At 40.6% G+C, this 21,019-nt stretch carries 13 protein-coding genes; 6 read left to right on the forward strand and 7 right to left on the reverse strand.

Annotation, left to right across the window (positions count from 1 at the left end; genetic code table 11):
* Nucleotides 1-76: 76 nt before the first annotated feature.
* On the reverse strand, nt 77-3,187 hold the full coding sequence (locus ASU03_RS13295) for an efflux RND transporter permease subunit (protein ID WP_057832291.1): 3,111 nt from the start codon (nt 3,185-3,187) through the stop codon (nt 77-79).
* Nucleotides 3,184-4,353 (reverse strand): efflux RND transporter periplasmic adaptor subunit, encoded by a 1,170-nt coding sequence (locus ASU03_RS13300; protein ID WP_057832292.1) that lies wholly within the window; start codon nt 4,351-4,353, stop codon nt 3,184-3,186. The genes ASU03_RS13295 and ASU03_RS13300 overlap by 4 nt, the downstream gene beginning before the upstream one ends.
* A gap of 180 nt (nt 4,354-4,533) precedes the next feature.
* Here ASU03_RS13300 and ASU03_RS13305 point away from each other — a divergent pair, with 180 nt between their 5' ends.
* From ASU03_RS13305 to ASU03_RS13330, 6 genes are all read left to right on the forward strand, one after another.
* Nucleotides 4,534-5,400 carry a hypothetical protein gene (locus ASU03_RS13305; RefSeq protein WP_057832293.1) on the forward strand — a complete coding sequence of 289 codons (867 nt, stop codon included), beginning with the start codon at nt 4,534-4,536 and terminating at the stop codon, nt 5,398-5,400.
* Nucleotides 5,401-6,023: 623 nt separating this feature from the next.
* Complete coding sequence (locus ASU03_RS13310) at nt 6,024-7,607, forward strand: alkaline phosphatase (RefSeq protein ID WP_057832294.1); 1,584 nt, start codon at nt 6,024-6,026, stop codon at nt 7,605-7,607.
* 24 nt (nt 7,608-7,631) lie between these two features.
* Nucleotides 7,632-9,446 carry an alkaline phosphatase gene (locus tag ASU03_RS13315; RefSeq protein WP_057832295.1) on the forward strand — a complete coding sequence of 605 codons (1,815 nt, stop codon included), beginning with the start codon at nt 7,632-7,634 and terminating at the stop codon, nt 9,444-9,446.
* A gap of 131 nt (nt 9,447-9,577) precedes the next feature.
* Nucleotides 9,578-10,321 (forward strand): hypothetical protein, encoded by a 744-nt coding sequence (locus tag ASU03_RS13320; RefSeq protein ID WP_057832296.1) that lies wholly within the window; start codon nt 9,578-9,580, stop codon nt 10,319-10,321.
* Nucleotides 10,322-10,331: 10 nt separating this feature from the next.
* Complete coding sequence (locus ASU03_RS13325; RefSeq protein WP_231731588.1) at nt 10,332-10,766, forward strand: FMN-binding negative transcriptional regulator; 435 nt, start codon at nt 10,332-10,334, stop codon at nt 10,764-10,766.
* Between the two features lie 159 nt (nt 10,767-10,925).
* A complete protein-coding gene (locus ASU03_RS13330; RefSeq protein WP_057832298.1) occupies nt 10,926-12,977 on the forward strand; it encodes a M13 family metallopeptidase in 2,052 nt (683 codons plus the stop codon).
* Nucleotides 12,978-13,189: 212 nt separating this feature from the next.
* Here ASU03_RS13330 and ASU03_RS13335 read toward each other — a convergent pair whose 3' ends face one another.
* The 5 genes from ASU03_RS13335 to ASU03_RS13355 form a co-directional block, all read right to left on the reverse strand.
* The gene (locus ASU03_RS13335) at nt 13,190-14,434 is read right to left on the reverse strand and encodes a hypothetical protein (RefSeq protein ID WP_057832299.1); all 1,245 of its coding nucleotides are present in this window, start codon (nt 14,432-14,434) and stop codon (nt 13,190-13,192) included.
* Between the two features lie 80 nt (nt 14,435-14,514).
* On the reverse strand, nt 14,515-15,303 hold the full coding sequence (locus ASU03_RS13340) for a substrate-binding periplasmic protein (protein WP_082627280.1): 789 nt from the start codon (nt 15,301-15,303) through the stop codon (nt 14,515-14,517).
* 226 nt (nt 15,304-15,529) lie between these two features.
* Complete coding sequence (gene tyrA, locus ASU03_RS13345) at nt 15,530-16,675, reverse strand: bifunctional chorismate mutase/prephenate dehydrogenase (protein ID WP_057832301.1); 1,146 nt, start codon at nt 16,673-16,675, stop codon at nt 15,530-15,532.
* Between the two features lie 155 nt (nt 16,676-16,830).
* Nucleotides 16,831-17,925, reverse strand: coding sequence for a 3-deoxy-7-phosphoheptulonate synthase (locus ASU03_RS13350; protein WP_057832302.1), 1,095 nt, complete (start codon nt 17,923-17,925; stop codon nt 16,831-16,833).
* A 423-nt stretch (nt 17,926-18,348) separates the two neighbouring features.
* Nucleotides 18,349-20,988 (reverse strand): hypothetical protein, encoded by a 2,640-nt coding sequence (locus ASU03_RS13355; protein ID WP_057832303.1) that lies wholly within the window; start codon nt 20,986-20,988, stop codon nt 18,349-18,351.
* Nucleotides 20,989-21,019 lie beyond the last annotated feature (31 nt).

A 21,019-nucleotide genomic window follows, 5' to 3' on the forward strand; every position in this document is an offset into this window, starting at 1 on the left:
AAGCCCTAGCAACTTTCGTCGGCTAGGGTTTTATAGGTTATTGCTTAGCTATTTATTTGTCGCTAATTATAAGGCTCTATTTTGTATGTGCCTTTTGCTCAAGCTGTTCAATTTCATTAGCGATAGCTTGCGGTGAACTGGTATTACGACATAACCAGTAATAAGCACCCGGCACAATAAACAAGGTAAAGACACTCGCTAATGATACACCGGCAAAAATAACCACACCAATAACCATGCGGCTCTCTGCACCTGGCCCTACCGCTAACACTAAAGGAATAGCACTGGTTACTGTGGTAAATGTAGTCATCACTATCGGACGGAGTCTTTGTTTAGAAGCATTAATTAAGGCATCTTCAAAAGCAATACCTTTATCACGTAACTGGTTAGCAAATTCGACAATTAAAATACCATTTTTTGCCGCTAAACCAATGAGCATGACAATACCTATTTGGCTATAGATGTTTAAACTCATGCCCATCAATTCCAGTCCGGCCAGCGCACCTACCAGCGCTAACGGTACGGTAAGTAAAATAACGAAAGGATGAATAAAGCTTTCAAACTGCGCGGCTAATACCAAGTAAGTAATTAACAATGCCAGCAAGAAAACAAACAAGATGGAGTTACCCGATTCTTTTAGCAATAAAGACTCACCTTTATAATCAATTTGCACATGTTCAGGCAGCTTGTTTTTGGTAACAGCCACTAAAAAGTCTAAGGCATCACCCAAGGCGTAACCATCGGCTAAATTCGCTGTGATGGTAATACTACGTAATCGGTTATAACGATTTAGTCGTGACGAGGTGGCATTTTCACCAATAGTTAATAAGTTAGCTAATGGTATTAACTTACCCGTAGTGCGAGAGCGAACATAAAGGTTATCGATATCCGTTGGGCTTTGAAATTGCTTTTTATCACCTTCAACAATGACGTCATATTCTTCGCCTCTATCAACAAAGGTAGTGACGCGGCGCTGACCTAACATGGTTTCTAACGTTTCGGCGATATCACCAACTGGCACACCTAAATCATAAGCTCGTTCACGGTCGATTTGCACGAGTAACTGAGGGTATGTTTCTTTATAGTCACTATTTATATTGGACAAGTTAGGGTTCTTTTGCGCTTCGGTGAGCAAAATATCACGCCACAGAGCCAATTCAGCAAAGGTATTACCTTGTAACACAAAAGACACTGGGGTATTACCACCACCGCCGCCACCAATACCTCGACGCATAATGGCAAAGGCGCGGACATCGGTAACACTTTGCACATCGCGGTTTATTTTATTAATAAAGCTAAAGGTATCAATACTACGTTTATCCCACTCAGGTAAGCCGACAATGGCAATACCACCCGTGCCACCAAAACCGGGCACACGTACAATGACCCGGTCTAATTCGCCTTTTGCTTGGTAGCCTAAAAGTTTCTCTTCAATTTTATGCATGTTTTTTACATTACTTTCATAACTGGCGCCTTCAGCGCTTTGCATAATTAAGAAGAAATTACCGCGATCCTCTTTAGGCGTGTATTCCGACGGTAATTTATTAAACAATAAAAATACCGCTGCTAACGATAAGCCCAGTACCAGCACAATAAGCATAGGTTGATGAATACTATTTTTAAGGGCACGGCCATAAGCCGCTTCAAAGCGGGAAAAAGCACGATCAAGCTTTTGACCAAAAGAGGAACTGCGCTCTCGGTGTTTTAACAATTTTGAACACATCATGGGTGTCAGTGACAAAGCTGTTATGCTTGAAAAAACGACGGCAGCAGCAATGGCAATGGCAAATTCAGTAAAGAGTCGTCCCATATTGCCCGATAAAAATATTAAAGGCACAAACACTGAAACCAGTACTAAGGTGGTGGCAACAACAGCAAAAGCGACTTCCCTGCCCCCTTCATAGGCAGCTATTAAAGGTGTTTGACCGTTTTCGATGCGGCGGTAAATATTTTCTAATACCACAATGGCATCGTCCACTACTAGACCGATAGCCAAGACTAAAGCCAACAGTGTTAATAGGTTAATGGAAAAACCAAACCAAGATAACACCATCATAGAGCCAATTAAGGCGACAGGTACAGTAACCGCAGGAATTAAGGTGGCGCGCACATTACCTAAGAATAAAAAGATAACCAATACCACCATTAACATGGCAATAATTAAGGTGCTATAGACCTCATCAATTGAGCCTTGAATAAAAACCGAGCTATCATAACTATTGGTAATAGTTGTGCCCACAGGCAAAGAGTTACGGATAGTGACCATCTCTTTTCTAGCGGATTTAACTACGTCCAAGGTATTGGCTTTTGATTGTTTGATAACGCCCAAGCCAACCATGTTTTTACCATTGCCGCGGAACATATTTTCGTCGTTTTGCGCGCCAATGAAAACTTCGGCAACATCACCTAAACGCACCACAGCATTACTGGCTGAATTACCATCTGAGTGACTAATGACCATATTGGCAAAATCTTGCACGGTTAAGTAACTACGCTCTACTCGAATAGAGAAATCTCTGTCTATTGACTCGATACGCCCCGCCGGTAATTCCACATTTTCATCGCGTAAGGTACCTTCTATATCTTGCACGGTAATATTACGCGCGGCCATGGAGACACGATTAAGGCGTATTTTCATGGCATAAGTACGGCCACCACCCACTTGTACTCGGGCAACACCATCAACCACAGCAAAACGATCAACAATATAGCGATTAGCGTAATCGGTTAGCTCTAACGTACTCATGGTTTCGCTTTGTAATACGAACCAAACAATGACATTTTCATCGTCATTGGCTTTAGAGACTTCCGGTGGTTCAGCTTGCTCGGGTAAGTTATTTAGCGCTCGGGAAATACGGTCACGAACATCATTGGTGGCAGCATCAATATCACGGTCTAAATTAAATTCAATGGTAATACTGGAGCGACCTACACGACTACTGGAATTAATGCTTTTCACCCCTTCAATGCCACTTATTCTGTCTTCAAGTAGCTGGGTAATTTTAGTTTCAACAATGGCCGCAGAAGCCCCCGGATAATTGGTACTGATATTAACTATCGGTGGATCAATATCGGGGTATTCTCTTAATGGCAACATTAAAAAAGCAACAATACCAAAAGTGATAATAAGTAAGTTTAATACCGTGGCAAAAACCGGTCGTTTTACCGATAAATCAGATAAGATCACTCGCTCTTGCTCCCATGCTCAGCCGTAGACTTTGCTTTAGCTGATTTTTCTTCGCTATTCGCTGCTGCTTTGTCTGCAGTTTCTTCACCTATGATACTTACCGCAGAGCCATCACGCAGTTTAAGTGCCCCTTCAACGACGACTTGCTCACCAGCCACTAAGCCTGAGACAACCTCCACCATACCAGGATGACGACGGCCAATTTTTATCGCTTTACGCACGGCTTTACCGTCCTTTTCGACAAAGACATAATGTTTATCTTCAATAGGGATAATACTGCTTTCAGGTAATTGTAAGATGTTTTCGACTTGCAACAACACGCTAATATTAAGTAACATTCCAGGACGTAGTTTTAACGCTTTATTGTTGATGGTGGCGCGGACCTTAAGACTACGAGTACCGACATCAATGCGACTATCAATGGCGGAAATTTTGCCAATAAACACTTTATCACGGTAAGCACTATTAACCGCGCTGATTTGTTGACCGACATGAAGATGGGTTAACAAGCGCTCGGGTAAATGAAAGTCGACTTTTATAATACTCAAGTCATCCAAGCTAGTGATCACACTACCGGCATCAATATAAGCCCCTTTACTCACCTCACGAAAGCCAAGAACACCGGTAAATGGTGCACGAATAGTTAAGTCATTGAACTTAGCCTCAGCACTTACTAGCTGCGCTTCAATCGCCTTAGTTTTTGCTTCTTGTTGCTCCACTAAAGATTCAGAGGTGGCTCGACTGACCAGTAACTCAGCTAAACGCTGTAAATGCGCCTTTGATTCAGACAAGTTGGCTTTTAACTCATTAACCTTTGCTAACTCTTCTTGATTATTCAGCTGAACTAACACAGCACCCTTGTTAACTTTTTGACCATCGTCAAAATAGACTTCATCAACAATATCTGAATATTTACTGGTGATCATCACCTGCTCATTTGCTCGCGCTGTACCTACCGCTTCAACACTTTCAATAAACTCGGCCAGTACCACGGATACCATTTTCACCGCAACGACTCGTTTAAATGAACTTTTTTCTTGCTGGGCTTCAGGCCATTGTACATAAGTAATTAAGGCCACTAAAATGGCAATTATACTGAGTAAAGGTAAACGGCGGGTAATAGCCGAAGGGTTTGTGGCCGTAGTAGACACAGACTTATTTGACATAAAAAGGTTCTCTAATTGCATAGTAATAGTGTGGCGAAAATAGTGCGTTTGACGTATATTAGACGGATAATTACACACAAACACTATAACCTATAGGCTAGTGAATAGCATTTACCTAGCGGGTAACTTAGCTTAAAATATTAACCACTTAACGCAAATTAACGCCAAAGAGAAAAACACTTGAATAAATTAGCCCTACTAGCCTTTGCCATACTATTATTTTTAAGCAGCCTATTATGGTATCTCGCCAATGGCTCTTTAAATGAATACCTAAAAAGCCAAGTTCTTTTACAAAGTCATTACTATAGCGGCCAAAAGACCCAGTTACTTAGCGCAGACTTTTCAAATAATACTGGCATTACTCACTTTACCGACTTATCTATTGCCAATATCGATGGTTTAACTCAGCCTCAACTGATTAAAGTCGATAACATCAGTGTGCATTTAGCAGAGCTTGCTACTAGCCAATTTGACGCACCCAGCGTAGCGAAAAAAACCACTACCTTAGTACATGTTAAGCAGCTTCGTTTCAATAAGTTGCACGCTTGGTCCGAGGTGACTAAAACTGGTCAAACAAATCTCGAAGTATTGTATAAAAAAATCGAAATTCAACTAGCCACTGATTACCCCGCTTTATACCCACAACTAAGCGCGGAGCTATACGCAAAAATGTACCCTGAGCGTAGCGAAAAAGTGGCCTTGGAAAATATTGATAGCCGCCCCAAAACACCCAAAATTGAAACCAACAAAGCAATAATCGCCTCCAAGGAAGCTAAACAGAAAAAGCGCCTCTTAGGTAAGGCACAAACCCGCGTTAGCGTCAGGTCAGTACTTATTGAAGAATTAACCCTGACCATGATTAAAGATAATAAAGTGCTTACCAAACGCTTTGATAATATCGAGTTAGGCCGCCTTGGTGACGAAAATGGCTTAGATAGCAATCAGTTGGGCGGAGAATTACTTAGACGTTTACTCGGTGAGTTAATCCGTATAGAAAAAGACAACTCGATGGCAAGCTTGGCTAATGAGCTTGAGCAGCAGGAATAAATACAACGGATACATTAGCGACTGTTACTATTTCGAGATGATTTTTACCACAGTTCCCTTGATATTTAGAGTAAATATAGTATGGGTGTAGCTACCTCAACGGGCATAACCTCGAATCATATAACTTGCTATATATATGCCCGCAAACGCTGCACCTTATTTAAACCACTGAAAAGTCTTTAATTGCCGCTAATTTTTGCGGGTGTATTATTTTATTTTTAACGGCTCGCTGAAACCTGCTAGCTGGACGGATAAAATAGCACGGTGTTTACTTGACTTAAAAAATCTGGGCCTAAGAGTAGTACCTTTAGGTAACAGCAATTCCCGTTAAAAATATGGTTCGCTAAACTAATAAGGCTCATTGCTACAGTTAGCCCCTTGATTACTATGATCAGCACAAACGTTGGCTAAACGGTCTTTAGCTACCACTTCCCCCTTGCCTGTCACATTTACGTTATAAATCCTTCATCCTTCCTTCATTTTTAATTTACCAAACTGTCATTTTTAGTCACTAGCATAGCGATGATGTTAATGCCGCTGCGTTAGCAAAAATTATTACCCGAATAAATAACCTTAACTATTAACCTTTATTTTTCACTTAATACCTAACCAAAGGAAGCACTATGAAGTCAATGTGGGTTTCACTTTCAGCTTTGTCATCACTTTTACTCGCTAGCGTCGCTGACGCTGGCGTTTTGCCCAATGTGCAAAAAGAAAGTCAGTGGTTTGTTGATGGCCAACAAAGCGTTATGACTAAAACCAAGCTAACGACACGTAATAAAGCAAAAAATGTCATTTTATTTGTCGGCGACGGTATGGGATTATCAACCTTAACCGCGGCACGAATTTTAGCCGGACAAAATGAAGGAAAACTGGGTGAGGAAGGATATTTAAGTTTTGAAAGATTCCCTTATTCTGCCCAAGTTAAAACCTACAATGTAGACGCACAAACCCCAGACTCTGCAGGAACTATGACCGCAATGATGTCAGGGGTCAAAACCGATGTCGGTGTTATTGGTGTTGATGAAGATATTGTTCGTGGTGATTGCGCAACCGTTGCCGGTAATGAATTAGTCACCTTATTGGAAGCCGCTGAAATTAAAGGTTTGTCGACAGGAATTATTTCCACGGCCCGCATAACTCATGCAACCCCAGCGGCAGCTTATGCAAAGTCTGCCGAGCGCAACTGGGAAGACATATCAGATATGCCTGAAGCCGCTATAACGGCTGGCTGTACAGATATTGCTACCCAGCTCATTGATTTTGAAAAAAATTTAGAGCAGCGTTTTCCTGGCGTTGATGTCAATGGTATTGAAGTTGTTTTTGGTGGTGGACGTCGGCACTTCCTTCCCAAAGATGCAAGCTACAACAGCGCAGATGCTAGCAGTGCTATTGAAGGCGACCGTAGTGATGGTGTTGACTTAACAGCAAAATGGCAAGAGCAATATCCAAGTGGTAAATATGTTATTGATCAAGCTGGCTTTGATGCCATTGATGCCAGTAGCACGACGCGCGTATTGGGACTATTTAATGAATCTCATATGCACTATGAAGCGGATCGTAAAAATGATATTGCTGGTGAGCCTTCCCTCACTGAAATGACCCGTAAAGCTATTGATATTTTGGATAACAATGACAAAGGTTTTTTTCTAGTGGTTGAATCTGGACGCATTGACCACGCTCATCATGCGGGCTCAGCATACAATGCACTAACCGATACCATAGAGTTCTCTAATGCGGTACAAGCAGCTATCGATAATACCAACCCAGAAGAGACTTTAATTTTAGTTACTGCTGATCATAGTCATGTATTTACCATTGCTGGTTACCCCAAACGTGGCAATCCCATTTTAGGTAAGGTTGTTAATGTCGGTGAAACAGAGCCTGCACTTGCCAGTGACGGCATGCCATACACCACAGTCGGTTATACCAACGGTAAAGGCTTTCGCAATTTAGTGAATGAGACCAATGCCGACCTTACTTATAACGACGATGCGGTTGCTGGTCGCCAAGACCTAACAATGATTGATACAAGATCAACAGGTTTCCATCAAGAAGCAGCTATACCATTGGGCTCTGAAACTCATGCCGGCGAAGATATTAGCTTACATGCTATCGGTCCTGGCGCTCATTTAGCACAAGGTGTTATTGAGCAAAGTGTTATTTTTCATATCATCAACCAATCTCTTGGCTTAATTGCTCACTAACTTGCTAATCGAAAGGAATTAACAATGAAAACATTAAATTTAATATCATTAGCCGTGTTAGCCACATTAGCGGGTTGCGAAGGCAGCGACGGCAATGACGGCACTAGCGGTGATAAGGGTGTAAACAGTTTGATTAAGCAAACTTTAGTCAGTGTTGGCCATGAGCAGTGCCTGAACGGTGGCGTGAAAATTGACTCAGGCTTAGATAATGATGGCTCTGGTACTTTAGACGCTAGCGAGATTGAGGCAACTGAGTTTGTTTGTACACCAACAATTACCAAAATTCAAGGTTCAGCATTAACGGCTACCACCAATAACCTTTGGTATGAGCAAGGGCAAAGTGTGTTAGCACAGGCGAAATTGAATACTAAATCCTTGGTTAATACCCGGGGAAAAGCCAAAAATATCATATTATTTGTCGGTGATGGTATGGGCATATCAACCGTTACCGCCGCGCGTATTTTAGCTGGCCAACAATTAGGTAAATTGGGTGAAGAACATCAGTTAAGTTTTGACAAATTCCCCTATTCTGGTTTTGCTAAAACCTACAATGTTGATGCACAAACACCCGATTCTGCCGGCACAATGACAGCAATGATGTCAGGGGTGAAAACAGATGTCGGCGTCATTGGTGTTAGTGAAGCCATTAGTCGCGGCGATTGCTCGACACTCTTTGGTAATGAGTTGGTGACCGCCTTAGAACTGGCCGAACTAGCAGGAAAATCAACCGGCATTATATCGACTGCACGTATTACGCATGCGACACCAGCCGCAACCTATGCTAAATCTGCGGAAAGAAATTGGGAAGATATTTCCGATATGCCTGCCGAAGCCATTGCCGCGGGTTGTCAGGATATAGCCTCACAACTGATCAACTTTGAAAGCAATATTGAAAGTCGTTTTCCTGGCGCAGATGTTGACGGTCTTGAAGTGGTATTAGGGGGTGGCAGACGCCATTTCTTGCCAAAAGATGCGGCATTTAATAGTCCAGATGCGAGCAGTGCTGTTGAAGGTGATAGAACCGATGGTCGAGACTTAACCGCTGAATGGCAAGTGCAATATCCCACGGGCAGTTATGTTATTGACCAAGCGGGCTTTGATGCGGTTGATGCCAATACCACATCACACTTATTTGGTTTATTTAATGAATCACATATGCACTATGAAGCAGATCGTAAAAATGATATTTTAGGTGAACCGTCTTTACGTGAAATGACCAGTAAAGCTATCGATATACTGGATAATAATGAAGAAGGTTTCTTCTTAATGGTTGAAGCGGGTCGAATCGATCATGCTCACCATGCGGGCAGTGCTTATGGGGCATTAACCGATACTATTGCCTTTGCCGATGCCGTTCAAGCAGCTGTTGAGGCAACCAACCCTGCAGAGACCTTAATTATTGTTACTGCCGATCATAGCCATGTATTTACTATGGCTGGTTATCCAAAGCGTGGTAATCCAATTTTAGGCAAGGTGGTAGCGGTAGGAGAAACTGAACCAAGCCTAGCAAAGGATGGCATGCCTTACACCACATTAGGTTATACCAACGGCAAAGGTTTTAGAGATTTAGGCGCTGAAACTAATGCCGATGCAGGCTATAACGGTGATGCAGTAACTGGCCGTCAAGATCTTACCCTGGTTGATACTAATACTAGCGGTTTTCACCAAGAAACTCTGGTACCCCGAGGCTCTGAGACACATGCCGGTGAAGATGTCGGTATTTATGCCATGGGCCCTGGCGCACATTTAATTACCGGTACCAATGAGCAAAGTATTATTTTCCACGTAATGGATTATGCCGCTGACTTGGTAAAAAAAGCTGAAATGGCCATGGATTAACGAGGATTTATCAGCGTTATCTTTACTATCAGCGCTAAAAAGATAAGGAGTCTGCCCTGTTTAGCACAAAACATGCAGCTTCTTTATCTTTATTTTACTCACTGCCTTATTAGCATCAAAATGAACTTATTATGAAAATTATCACTTTATTACTGTCAACAATATTCCTGTTAACGCTATCGTTCAGCAGTAGCGCCAGTGAATGTAACATTTCGCCCAACTTACTCAGTGCTTATTATGATGTTAGCCAGCAAGTATCGAGCAAGCAGGGACGAAGAAACACACCAATGCAAGCAGTACCACAGAAAAAAACCTTTGAATTACACCGCCAGAAGAATCAAGTGCTACAACGAGATATTAGCCAAGGCATTAATGATATTTGGTCGTTAAAAGCTAATCGCTTGTCGTTAAGCCGAGCCTTTGAACAATATCAACATGCCATAGAGTATCAGGCCAATGAATTGCGCTATCAGCCACAGTGGCGAAATATTTATCAATTAGTAGTAACGCCTAAGCTCGAGGAGATGCAACTGGTCGAACAAAAAAAGTCGGGCTGTCAATTAGAGCAACACTATGTACTTAAAAGTAAACACACTGAATATCAATTAGTGTGGTTACCTAAACTGCAATTGATCAAGTTCTTCCAAGCCAAAAGCAGCACATTGACTCACCAATGGAAATTAACTAATTACCACGCTGACGCGGCACAAATCACCGCACTATTTAAGCAGTATTCTAGTTATCAAAGTACCGATTATGCTGATGTTGGTGATAACCAATCAATGCCTTTTCTAGCCGCTATGATTAATCAGGGTTTTTCCGCCTCACAAAAAACTCAAAATAGACACAAACATCAGCCTAATATTTCACGGTGAAGATGATTATATTTCCCCTCATGATGTCAGTGTTGAGCATAGTGCAAGGCAAAGTGTGCCAACATGGAATTACGCAAAAGTGCATGTTAGAGGTCAGGTTACTGAGGTAACTAACCTTGATGATAAATACCAACACATGCTGACCAGCAGTGATCATTTTGAGCAAGTAAAGGTACTACAAGGCTTAACATCATCTGAGAAAAATACCCCTTGGTCCCTTGCTGCTGCATATAGCAACGGCAGTGGCAATAGCGATGCCAATGAAAACGAAAACGCTATTAAACACATGCTACAGGCGATAACCGTTTTTACCCTCACCATTAGCAGCATTGAGGGTCACTTAAAATTTAATCAAAAAAAACCGCTTACCTTAAGAGCGCAATTAGCAGAACAAGTAGCAAGGCGAAATAAGCCTCTTTTGGCTGAGCTAATACGCTTTTTTTGACCGATAACTTATTTAGCAAACCTCCTAATAGCGAATTGGCGGCAACTTACATTTTCTGATATCTTATTTACCAATGATTAACATTTTATCCAAGTGTTAATCTTACTTATCAATAATAAATAGTTATACCAGCAATAATAATACAAAAAGGACGTTACCATGAAAAAGACATTAGTCTCTTTAACCGTGCTCATAGGGTTAATGGGCTGCAATAATAGCAATAACTTAAACGCATCAATTGATGAGAATAGCGGCCCCGTGCTTATTTCAGGGCTAAATATTACGGCCATAGATACCACAGTAAAACCTGGCGATGACTTTAACCTTTATGCGAATGGCAATTGGATAAAGCAAACCAAAATTCCAGCTGACAAATCATCTTATGGTGTAGGCACCATAGTGCACGAGCAATCTCAAAGTGACGTTAGAGCGATTATCGAAGCGGCTTCTAGTGGTGACTTTGTCCAAGGCTCAAATGAGCAAAAAGTTGGTGATTTATATCAATCTTATATTGATTGGGATACCCGTAATAAAATTGGTTTAGCACCTATTCATCATGAGTTTAGCCAAATAGATAACATTAGCAATTATGATGAATTAGCGATACATTTTGCCGTGGCGAATAAACTCGGTTATGCCATTCCATTTAATCTTGCTCAATATGTCGATTTTAAAAATCCAAACTCTTATATGAGATATACCTGGCAATCAGGTTTGGGTTTACCGGACAGAGAGTATTATTTATTAGATGACGATGCCTCAAAAGAGCTCAGAGCAAGTTACCTTACTCACATAGAAAAAATGCTAAGCCTAGCCGGATTAGCCAATCCAAAAGCAGCCGCTAAAGATATCTTTGCCTTAGAAACAAAATTGGCTAGTCAGCAGATGAAAAAAGAGCAAACGCGCGATATGGTTGCTCTTTATAATAAGATACCGACCAAAGAGTTAAGCAAACTCATGCCTGATTTCAACTGGAGCGGTTTCTTAGCACAAGCTGGCATTAGCGATATCGATGGCGTTGTTATTACGCAAATGGACTACATGAAAGCGCTGAATAACATCATCAAAGAGACACCAATATATACCTGGCATGTCTACTTAAAGTGGGGCGTTATTAATAGTACGGCAACTAGATTGACCCAAGAGATAGACCAACAAAACTTTGAATTTTATGGCAAAACATTACGTGGCGTAAAAACACAACTGCCGATGTGGCGCCGTGGTGTTAGCGTAGTGAATCAAAATATAGGTGAAGTAGTTGGCAAGGTTTATGTAAAAAAACACTTCCCACCGCAAGCTAAAGCACGTATGGAAGAATTGGTGAATAATCTAATCAAAGCGTATAAAGTTAGCATTGAAAACCTTGATTGGATGACCGCTGAAACCAAAAAGCAGGCGTTAGATAAGTTAGCTAAGTTTACCACTAAAATTGGTTACCCGGAGATCTGGAAAGATTACTCAGCCTTAACCATCAAAAAAGATGATTTGTTTGGTAACTTAAAACGCTCTGCTTTAGTAGTTTACCAACAGGGTTTAGATAAACAAAATGGCCCGGTACAAAAACATGAGTGGGCTATGACGCCACAAACGGTTAATGCTTATTACAACCCTCCGTTAAACGAAATAGTGTTTCCTGCGGCAATATTACAACCACCATTTTTCAACTTAAATGCCGAAGATGCTGTTAATTATGGGGCTATCGGCGCCGTTATTGGTCATGAAATTGGTCATGGTTTTGATGATGCTGGCAGTGCTTTTGACGGTGATGGTGTTTTACGTAACTGGTGGACAGATGCCGATAAAGCTGAGTTTAAAAGCAGAACTAACAAGTTAGTGGCCCAATACGATGAGTTTGAACCCCTTGAAAATGTTCATGTTAATGGTACTTTCACCTTGGGTGAAAACATTGGCGACCTTGGTGGCTTAAGCATTTCACTGCTGGCATATAAAATGTCCTTAGCAGATAAACCTTCGCCTGTTATTGATGACTTTACTGGTGAACAACGTGTTTTCTTGGGCTACGCACAAAGCTGGAGTAAAAAGTATCGTGAAAAAGCATTAAAACATCAAATCAGTACCGATCCCCACTCACCTGCCATGTATCGAGTGAATGGTGTGGTCCGTAATGTCCCTGAATTTTATCAGCTGTTTGATGTAAAAGAAGGCGATAAACTTTACTTAGCACCAGAGCAACGCGTGAAAATTTGGTAGTTTAATTTTTAAATTTAAAGACTAACTAAGCTCATAAAAGCGCTGCGTTGACTTAATCAACTCAGCGCTTTTATTTTCTAAACTAAGAAAAGAAAATATCATGCACTTGGAACATGAATTCGGGTGATTATACTTTTCTGCGGCAACGACCATGGCTAATAGTGCCGGTACATTCTTAAATAAATTAAAATTAGCAATATCTTAAAAATACGTTAAAAGTAATAACCAACGTTAATATTAAACCTTGTTTGCCAGTCATCACTATCCCCTGCCATGGTGCCGCCAACGAAAGGCTGATTTTTTGCTCTAACTAAATCGACATAGGTATAAAGTGCGCCGGCTGAAATAGCGACCCCTAATACGTTCATAATAGTGTCATTATTAAAATCGCCTGATTTATCAGTCATCATGTTGTAGTTGTTATAAAAATTTAATGAGCTGATGGGGCCAAATTCGACCGGCTTTAAATAGGCAACATTAACAGTATAAAGTTTAGCTTCGCTGGGAATAGAATCATAAAAACTATAAGCACCAACGGCTATTTGTGGTGAGTAACTATCAAAATCATATTTATAATCAGTATATTGTAGTTTTACATTCCAACGATTAAATTGCGCGTCAGTGTGTATGGCAAAGGCGGTACGATCACCTATTGATGATGTCGCATCTCGTATGTCTCCTGATAACCAAGAAAAACCCAATTCAACATTAGCTAACTGATAGGCATAACGTACATTGAAGGTGTTGTGCTCAGCAGCCTCTAGGCTAGGTTGCTGATAAATTCCCTCGTCACTTGCACGTACACCAACTATATCGTAAGAATACCTATCGGTTCGATTGTCTACATAACCATCTATACCGCCCATTTCATCGGTAAAGAAAAAGGCCAGCCGTAAATCATGTGTAGCCGTTTTTCTAATAAATTTGATACCGGCATCATAGTCATCTTCTAAACCAACGTAGTAATTACTACTAAAGAAATAATTGTGAGAGTTATAATTTAAGTTGCCAAATGGCACCCGTGTTATACCTATTTGTCCTTGCCAGTGCTCGTCAAAATCATAACCAAGCCAAGCATGATGAATAACATTCATGTATTGAAACCAGCGATATTGCGCAGATAATATCACCCCACCAATCTGACCATTTAAATCAAGGCGAAATAGATCAAAGTCTAAGTCTCCGCCTCGACTGGTATTGGCATCGTTGTAATCTTCATATACGTATTGAAAACGCACCGCTCCACCCAGAGTAATGCCAGCATCTTCTTCTGCAACGGGTTTTTTACCCGCAGTTTTTTTTTCTGCAGTAATGTTACCCGCTGCATTTACTGCCTTTTTTAGTTGCTGTATTTCTATTTCAAGTTGCTTTACTTTGTTGCTCAGCTCTTCTTTTTCAGTAGAAAAACATACCTGAGAAAAGCATAAGGGCAATAAAAAAATTGTTAGCTTTTTCATAATATCTACCTAATTAGCTTGCTAATAATATGATTTACCGCTAAAAAACTTATAGCTTTTATGGTTAGTGATGTAATTGATTAATTGCTTTCAACTGGCCACTTCTCACCGTTACTATCTGGAATATAATAAGAAATTGGACGCAATTTTTTTAACTTAGTAAAACCTTGGTTAAACTTATCTCTGAAATACTCGGCATTGGGGTGCTCTTTAGAACAGAGTAAATAGTTTAACTGTGACTTTAAGGGCTTAGGATGGGTGGTAACCAGCTTTATTGTGGCTTCACTATAAAGTTGTCGCAATTGATACCAACCGGTTTTTACACTGGGGAAAATATCAATTCTGCCGGCCATTAACATTTGCCAGTTTTGCTTATCTCTGGCAACCCAGTGAACACTTAATGCTTGTTGATCTGCCAGCCGATGAAACTCCTCACTGTAGGTGTAGCTCAATGTTGCCCCAATGATATATCGAGATAAGTCAGTTAACTTTGTCCATTCAACTGGGGTCTTTTTTAAGTGAAAGAAAAGCCACTCTTCTTCAAATAGAGGCTCACTAAAAATAAAATCTTTAATTCTATCGGGTGTTTTTCCGTAATACATAATACAAGCTTCATGGCCCAACCTTGTCATTCGCAAACCCCGCGCCCAGGGCACAAAGATAAATTTAGTTTTGATGCCCTCTAAAGCAAAAGCATCGGCAACGAGCCGAGAAACATAACCTTTATCCTCATCAGCCTCGTTGATAGCTGGCGGGTAATTTCCAGTAACAATAACTAGGGAGGTTAAATCATCTTTTTCCGCCGTAATACCTGCAGTAACCATGCATAAGAAAACACAATAAAAACATAGCTTAAAATATTTCATCATAAATAAACTTACTTTATTCACATGGTTACTAGGATGCTGTCAATATATAGTTTTAATTAAAAAAAACGCTTCATTTAGTTTTAGCCTTGCATCTATTTTTATAGCTTATATAAGAAATTATGCAATATTCCCCTGAAGAGGCAGAGGTATTCGCTAGGTTATTAGCAAGCTAAACCAGGGTTTTCTGACAACGGTAATATCGGGATTAATAACTCAGTTTTCCCGCTTAATGCTTTTTCAGCTCGTTGGCTTTTAATAGCATGGATTTACTTTCTTCTAGAAAGTCACCGGCATAATCACCAAACCAATCTGAGACATGATTAAACATATCAACAAAGGCATCTTTATCATCAAGGCTGACATCTTCGAGTAACTCTAAGAATCGATAAGCAAATCGTTTCATCATGCTGACATTGTCTTTGTTAGCAAAGATAATGTCAGCATATAGGGTCGGATCTTGGGCAAATAACCGGCCAACCATGATCAACTCTAATCGATAAATAGGCGAGCTCATTGCCACCAACTTTTCAATATCCACACCTTCTGCCATTAAATGATAACCATAAACAATGGTAGAAAAATGTCGCATCACTTGTACCATGGACATGGCTTGATCATGTTCGTGGGCTTCAACCGGGTAAATTTTCGCGCCCCACACTTCAAATTGCTCGAGTAACCACTGATATTTTTCAGGGTAGCGACCTTGACAACTAATAATGGTTTGTTTAATTAAACCAGTAACATCAGGACCAAACATCGGGTGTAAACCTACCACAGGACCTGAGTGTGCCTTTTTCATTTCAAATATAGGTGACTCTTTAATACTGGTTAAGTCGGCCAGGATACAATCTTTTGGCAAGTTATTCAGGTGATGAATAACCATGGTGGTTAGACGAATAGGCACAGCAACAAGGACCACGCTGGCATCAGCTAAAATAGCCGCACTGTTGGGCCAATCGTTTTGCTCAATAATCTCAACTTGGTAATCAGAGCGCCGAAACAGGTCAACAAAAATAGCACCTAACTGTCCTTTACCGCCAACCACAACAATCTTTTTACACTCAGGGTTTACACAGCGATAACCACTAGCATCTTGGCTGACATAAGAGTCTCGCATTAAACGACGTAACACATCTTCAATTAAGTCAGGAGATAGCCCAGCTTCACTGGCTTGTAAACGCCTTTTAGCAAATAAACTTGCTTCACGTACTGGGTCATAAATAGGTTTACCGACACTACTTTTTAATTGCCCTACTTTACTGGTAACGTTAAGTCGCCTTTGTAATAGCTGAACTAAATCACTATCAATTTCATCAATTTCATCACGTAAGCTGGTTAATTTTTTATCAAAGTCGGGATCTGAATTCGTCATTGCTCTCTCTTCTATAAACATTTTATCTAAAGCATATTATCTAAAATATATTCTTTAATATTATTGCTCAAAGCCTTTAAAATAGAAAACGCGACATAAGTCGCGTTTAATACCTTAGCTACATACCTTAGTTAAAGAACCGGTCGGCAAAACTTTTAGGCAATGCGCGCGGTTAAACAAGCCGATAGGCGTGCATCGATATCGGCTAATAATCGTTCGGTTTCAGCAAAGTCAATGCAAGCATCGGTAACCGAGACACCGTAAGCCAAGTCTGCTTTGGCTAAATCACTGCTTTGATTACCAGCATTTATATTACTTTCTAACATTATACCAATAATCGATTTATTACCCGTACAAATTTGCTCAACCACATCTAGGGCAACTAATGGCTGACGAGTGTAATCTTTGTTCGAGTTACCATGGCTACAGTCAACTATGATACCGGCATCAATGGCTTGTTTAGCTAATACTACTTCGCACTCGGCAATACTAGCGGCATCATAGTTTGGCGTCGCGCCACCACGTAAAATAACATGACCATCCGGGTTACCTCGGGTTTGAATCAAGGCAACCTGCCCTTGACGGTTTATGCCCATAAAGTGATGCGGAGAAGCGGCTGATTGCAATGCATTGACTGCCACACCTAAACTACCATTAGTACCGTTTTTAAAACCGATTGGCATGGATAAACCACTGGCCATTTCTCGGTGAGTTTGCGACTCGGTAGTACGAGCGCCAATCGCTGACCAACTAAATACTTCAGCCAAGTATTGTGGGCTAATAGGATCAAGTGCTTCGGTTGCCAATGGTAAACCAAGCTCTGTTAAGTAAAGAATCAATTCACGGGCTTTGCGCAGGCCAGTTTCAACATCAAACGAGCCATCCATATGTGGGTCGTTAATTAGACCTTTCCAACCCACTGTGGTACGCGGCTTTTCAAAATACACACGCATAACCACATACAAAGAGCCTTTATGCTTGTTCTGTAATGCTTTTAGTTGACGTGCGTAGTCTTTCGCCGCTTCAACATCATGAACAGAGCATGGACCTGAAATTACCAATAAACGCGGATCACGTTTGTGAATAATAGCTGAAATAGTTTTACGTGATTGTTGCACAAAGTCACGTCCTGCTGCTGACAAAGGTAACTCAGCGCGTAACGCATCCGGGGTAATTAATACATGCTCGGCATTAACATGAATGTCATTTGAGCTTGTTGGCACTGCGCTTAATTCGCTAGTTGTTGTCATGACTTTTCCTTAATTAATCTATTTTCCACCAAGTGGACTTTTAAAGTGGGTGTACGCTAGCTAAATAAACAGATTAAACATGTGAAATTCAAGGAAGGAGAACAGCGATTAATAAGGGCTACAGCTCAACCAAAAACAAAAACAAGAAATCGTAAAGATTTAAATACGCGATTTGTATTGATATAGTTACACTCTTTTTAACTTATGTATAGTGTTAAATCGTAATAAGTAAGAATAAATCGTCGTAGGGATGGATGGTAGTAAATAGTGAACAGTTCAAACAGGAAATTGCAGCATTAACAACAAGGCGAATGCTGCAACATCAAAGAGGAAGTGCAAAAGAAAAGCAGGATCTTCCCTAATTTTATAGCATAACTAATCTGCCCCTTGTGAGGCTAGAGCAAGGTTAGTTAGCTGTTTATTTTATTTAATCTCAGATCTTTGACTGATCAACACGGGTTCACCGTCAATGACCAATTCAAAAGTAACATCAACCGCATTAGGCTTGGCTTTAGCGCCTGATTTTACAGTAAACTTATGACTAAACTGACGAATTTCGTAAGGTGCCATGGTAATTTCTTCTTCATAATATGACGTTTCAAAAATATCTGAAGGGTACGCTTGTACCATTATTTTACCTTTAGTTTCTCCTGCATGTGGCCCTCTAAATTCACTGGTAATTAATACTTCTTTGCCAATGACTTTTGCATCTTCAACGATTGCCATGGACGACCAAGGATAGACACGAGCACCTTGAGTTACCGTTAGCACAATTAACTGCCCCTGCCATTCAACAGTTGCCTTGGCAGTTATCGCCTTTTTGCTGGTACGAGTCGCTAACGTAGTCGTTAAGTCTTGTATGGTTTTATCGCCACTGGCTAACACAAGGTCTTTAGTAAAGCTGTTATTGCCTTCTTGGCTCAATACTATGTTCGCATTAGCAACTGCAGCACCTTGGTTACGCAATACTGCTGAAACAACTTGCTCACCATTGGCCTTTTCTTGACGCCACTCTAAACGCAGGTGTAAGCCAGATAGCTCTTCTAAAGCATGATTAACCTTCTCTTTAGTAGCGCCTGAATTAACAATGGCCGTAACTAAGCTAGCACTAGCAGCATTCAATTTAGCTAAAGAAGCTAATTGAGTTTTACGGTCTTTTGGTGTGGCATCTATCATATATTCATACATGACTGATAACTCACTAGGAACCTTATCTCCTAAGCGCCACATGGCTCTAAATAAACGACTAATAGCACGATCCGCTGGATTAGCCCACGGGTTAACTTCTAGATTAGTGGTTAGGTCTCTCGGTACAGGGTTAAGGTCTCTACCATCATCAAAAAAGGCCGTGAGTCTATGCTCGGCATTTTCCGCCAATATTGCCATATGTCTATCAAGTAACTTAGTGCGCACATCATTCGATATGGAAAAGTTCACCTTATACTCACTCGCTTTCGATTTAAGTAAAATAGTTAAATGGTCCGCATTAATAGTAACCGACAGACCCAACTTAGGTTTTAATTGTGCTTCTAAATCAGCAACCATCTGCGGTGATATAGAATAACTAATATCTTCTCCACCCAAAGAACTTGCATTAACCACAATAGTATTGCCTTTAACTATTTTTATTTGCAGTAATTCATCTTCGTCAGGTTTATACGATTTTTGCTTAAAGGTGCCAACTTTTTTATCCGCTGTTAATCTCTGCTGATTTTCATCACTGATCTTTAAACCTAAACCAATGCCAGCATGACCACGATGTAAATGATCAGCTAAATAATCTATCGTTAATGCTACCGTAGGATTATCATTGCCACGGACAGGTTTAATGATTAATGACGACATTTCACCTACAGGCTGGTCAAATTTAAATGACTTATAGCTAGGTTTTTCACCCGGTTTTAAGCGGACATCCATACGAGGAGAGCCATGTTCGTAGCTATTATTTAATACCCGTACCCATAATTTATTGCCATCTTGTTCCCAAGGCCCAGCAGCGGTATTAAATGTTTTATCAATGCTGGCAACATATTCAACAAACTGCGCTTCTACCTTGTCCCAATCGCCAAAAATATCCATCATCAACTGATGAGATAATGCTTTACCACTACCATAATCCGATTGACGTTTTGCCGCCATTTCATCGCGATACGCTTTAAATTTATGTGATCTGTCTGGATCGTCTAACATAAAATGCACAATGAAAAAGTTTATGCCACGATACAAACTCGGGTTATTAGTCATGTCCTCAATACTTGGGCTATTTAAGGCTTCATATTGTTTTAAACCTAGGCGCACATAATCCATGGGTGATGCGCGATCAAATACCATCACTTTCAACTGTTTTTTCTCAGGATCATAATAATGATGCGCCAAGGCGTCAGCAGTGCCTTCGGTAAACCAAGTAGGTAACCAACCCGGATAGTCCATTAACGACATTTGAAAAACATGACCTTGCTCATGTACGACAATATATCGTTGATGTTGCTCACGCGCACTGGGGAAACTATAACCTACAAGGTTATAAAACATCGCTTCGCCACCCGCACTGATGCCTCGGGTTATGTTATCGTCAGTTACAAATATTTTAGTTTCTTTTTTACTGGAACCATAAACGGCTGCCATGCGTTTATTTTCCATATCTGGCGGTGTCATGCCAAATAGTTCAATATAGTGTGGAAAAGAACTTTCCAGTAATTCCATATACAAGAGCACTTGAGCTTCTGGCCGGTTACTTTTAAGGGCAAAATGTTTACTGACGTACCAGTCAAACCCTGGGGTATTATTTACCCGACCTGAACTGTAGGTATAAGGAATATTTTTACCAACCTTAACTACCTCTATGCTATTTAGCGTTGATACTCTGCCACTAGCCGTAATATCAACACTCATATCTGATGGATGTGGGATCACACTTGCTACCGGTATTAAAGAGCCCTGTGCTGTTGTTAACTCGGCAGAAGTTGCTGGTGACTTAGTCGCGTGTTTATCTGTAGTGGCATTACAACCGGATAAAATTGCACTGGTAATCACCAATGAGAGTAACGTTGGCTTTAAGTTCATGCTTAACCTTATAAATGAGAAATTATAATTA

Origin of the sequence: Colwellia sp. TT2012 (assembly GCF_001440345.1) — a bacterium.
In the GTDB taxonomy this organism is placed as follows: Bacteria; Pseudomonadota; Gammaproteobacteria; order Enterobacterales; family Alteromonadaceae; genus Colwellia.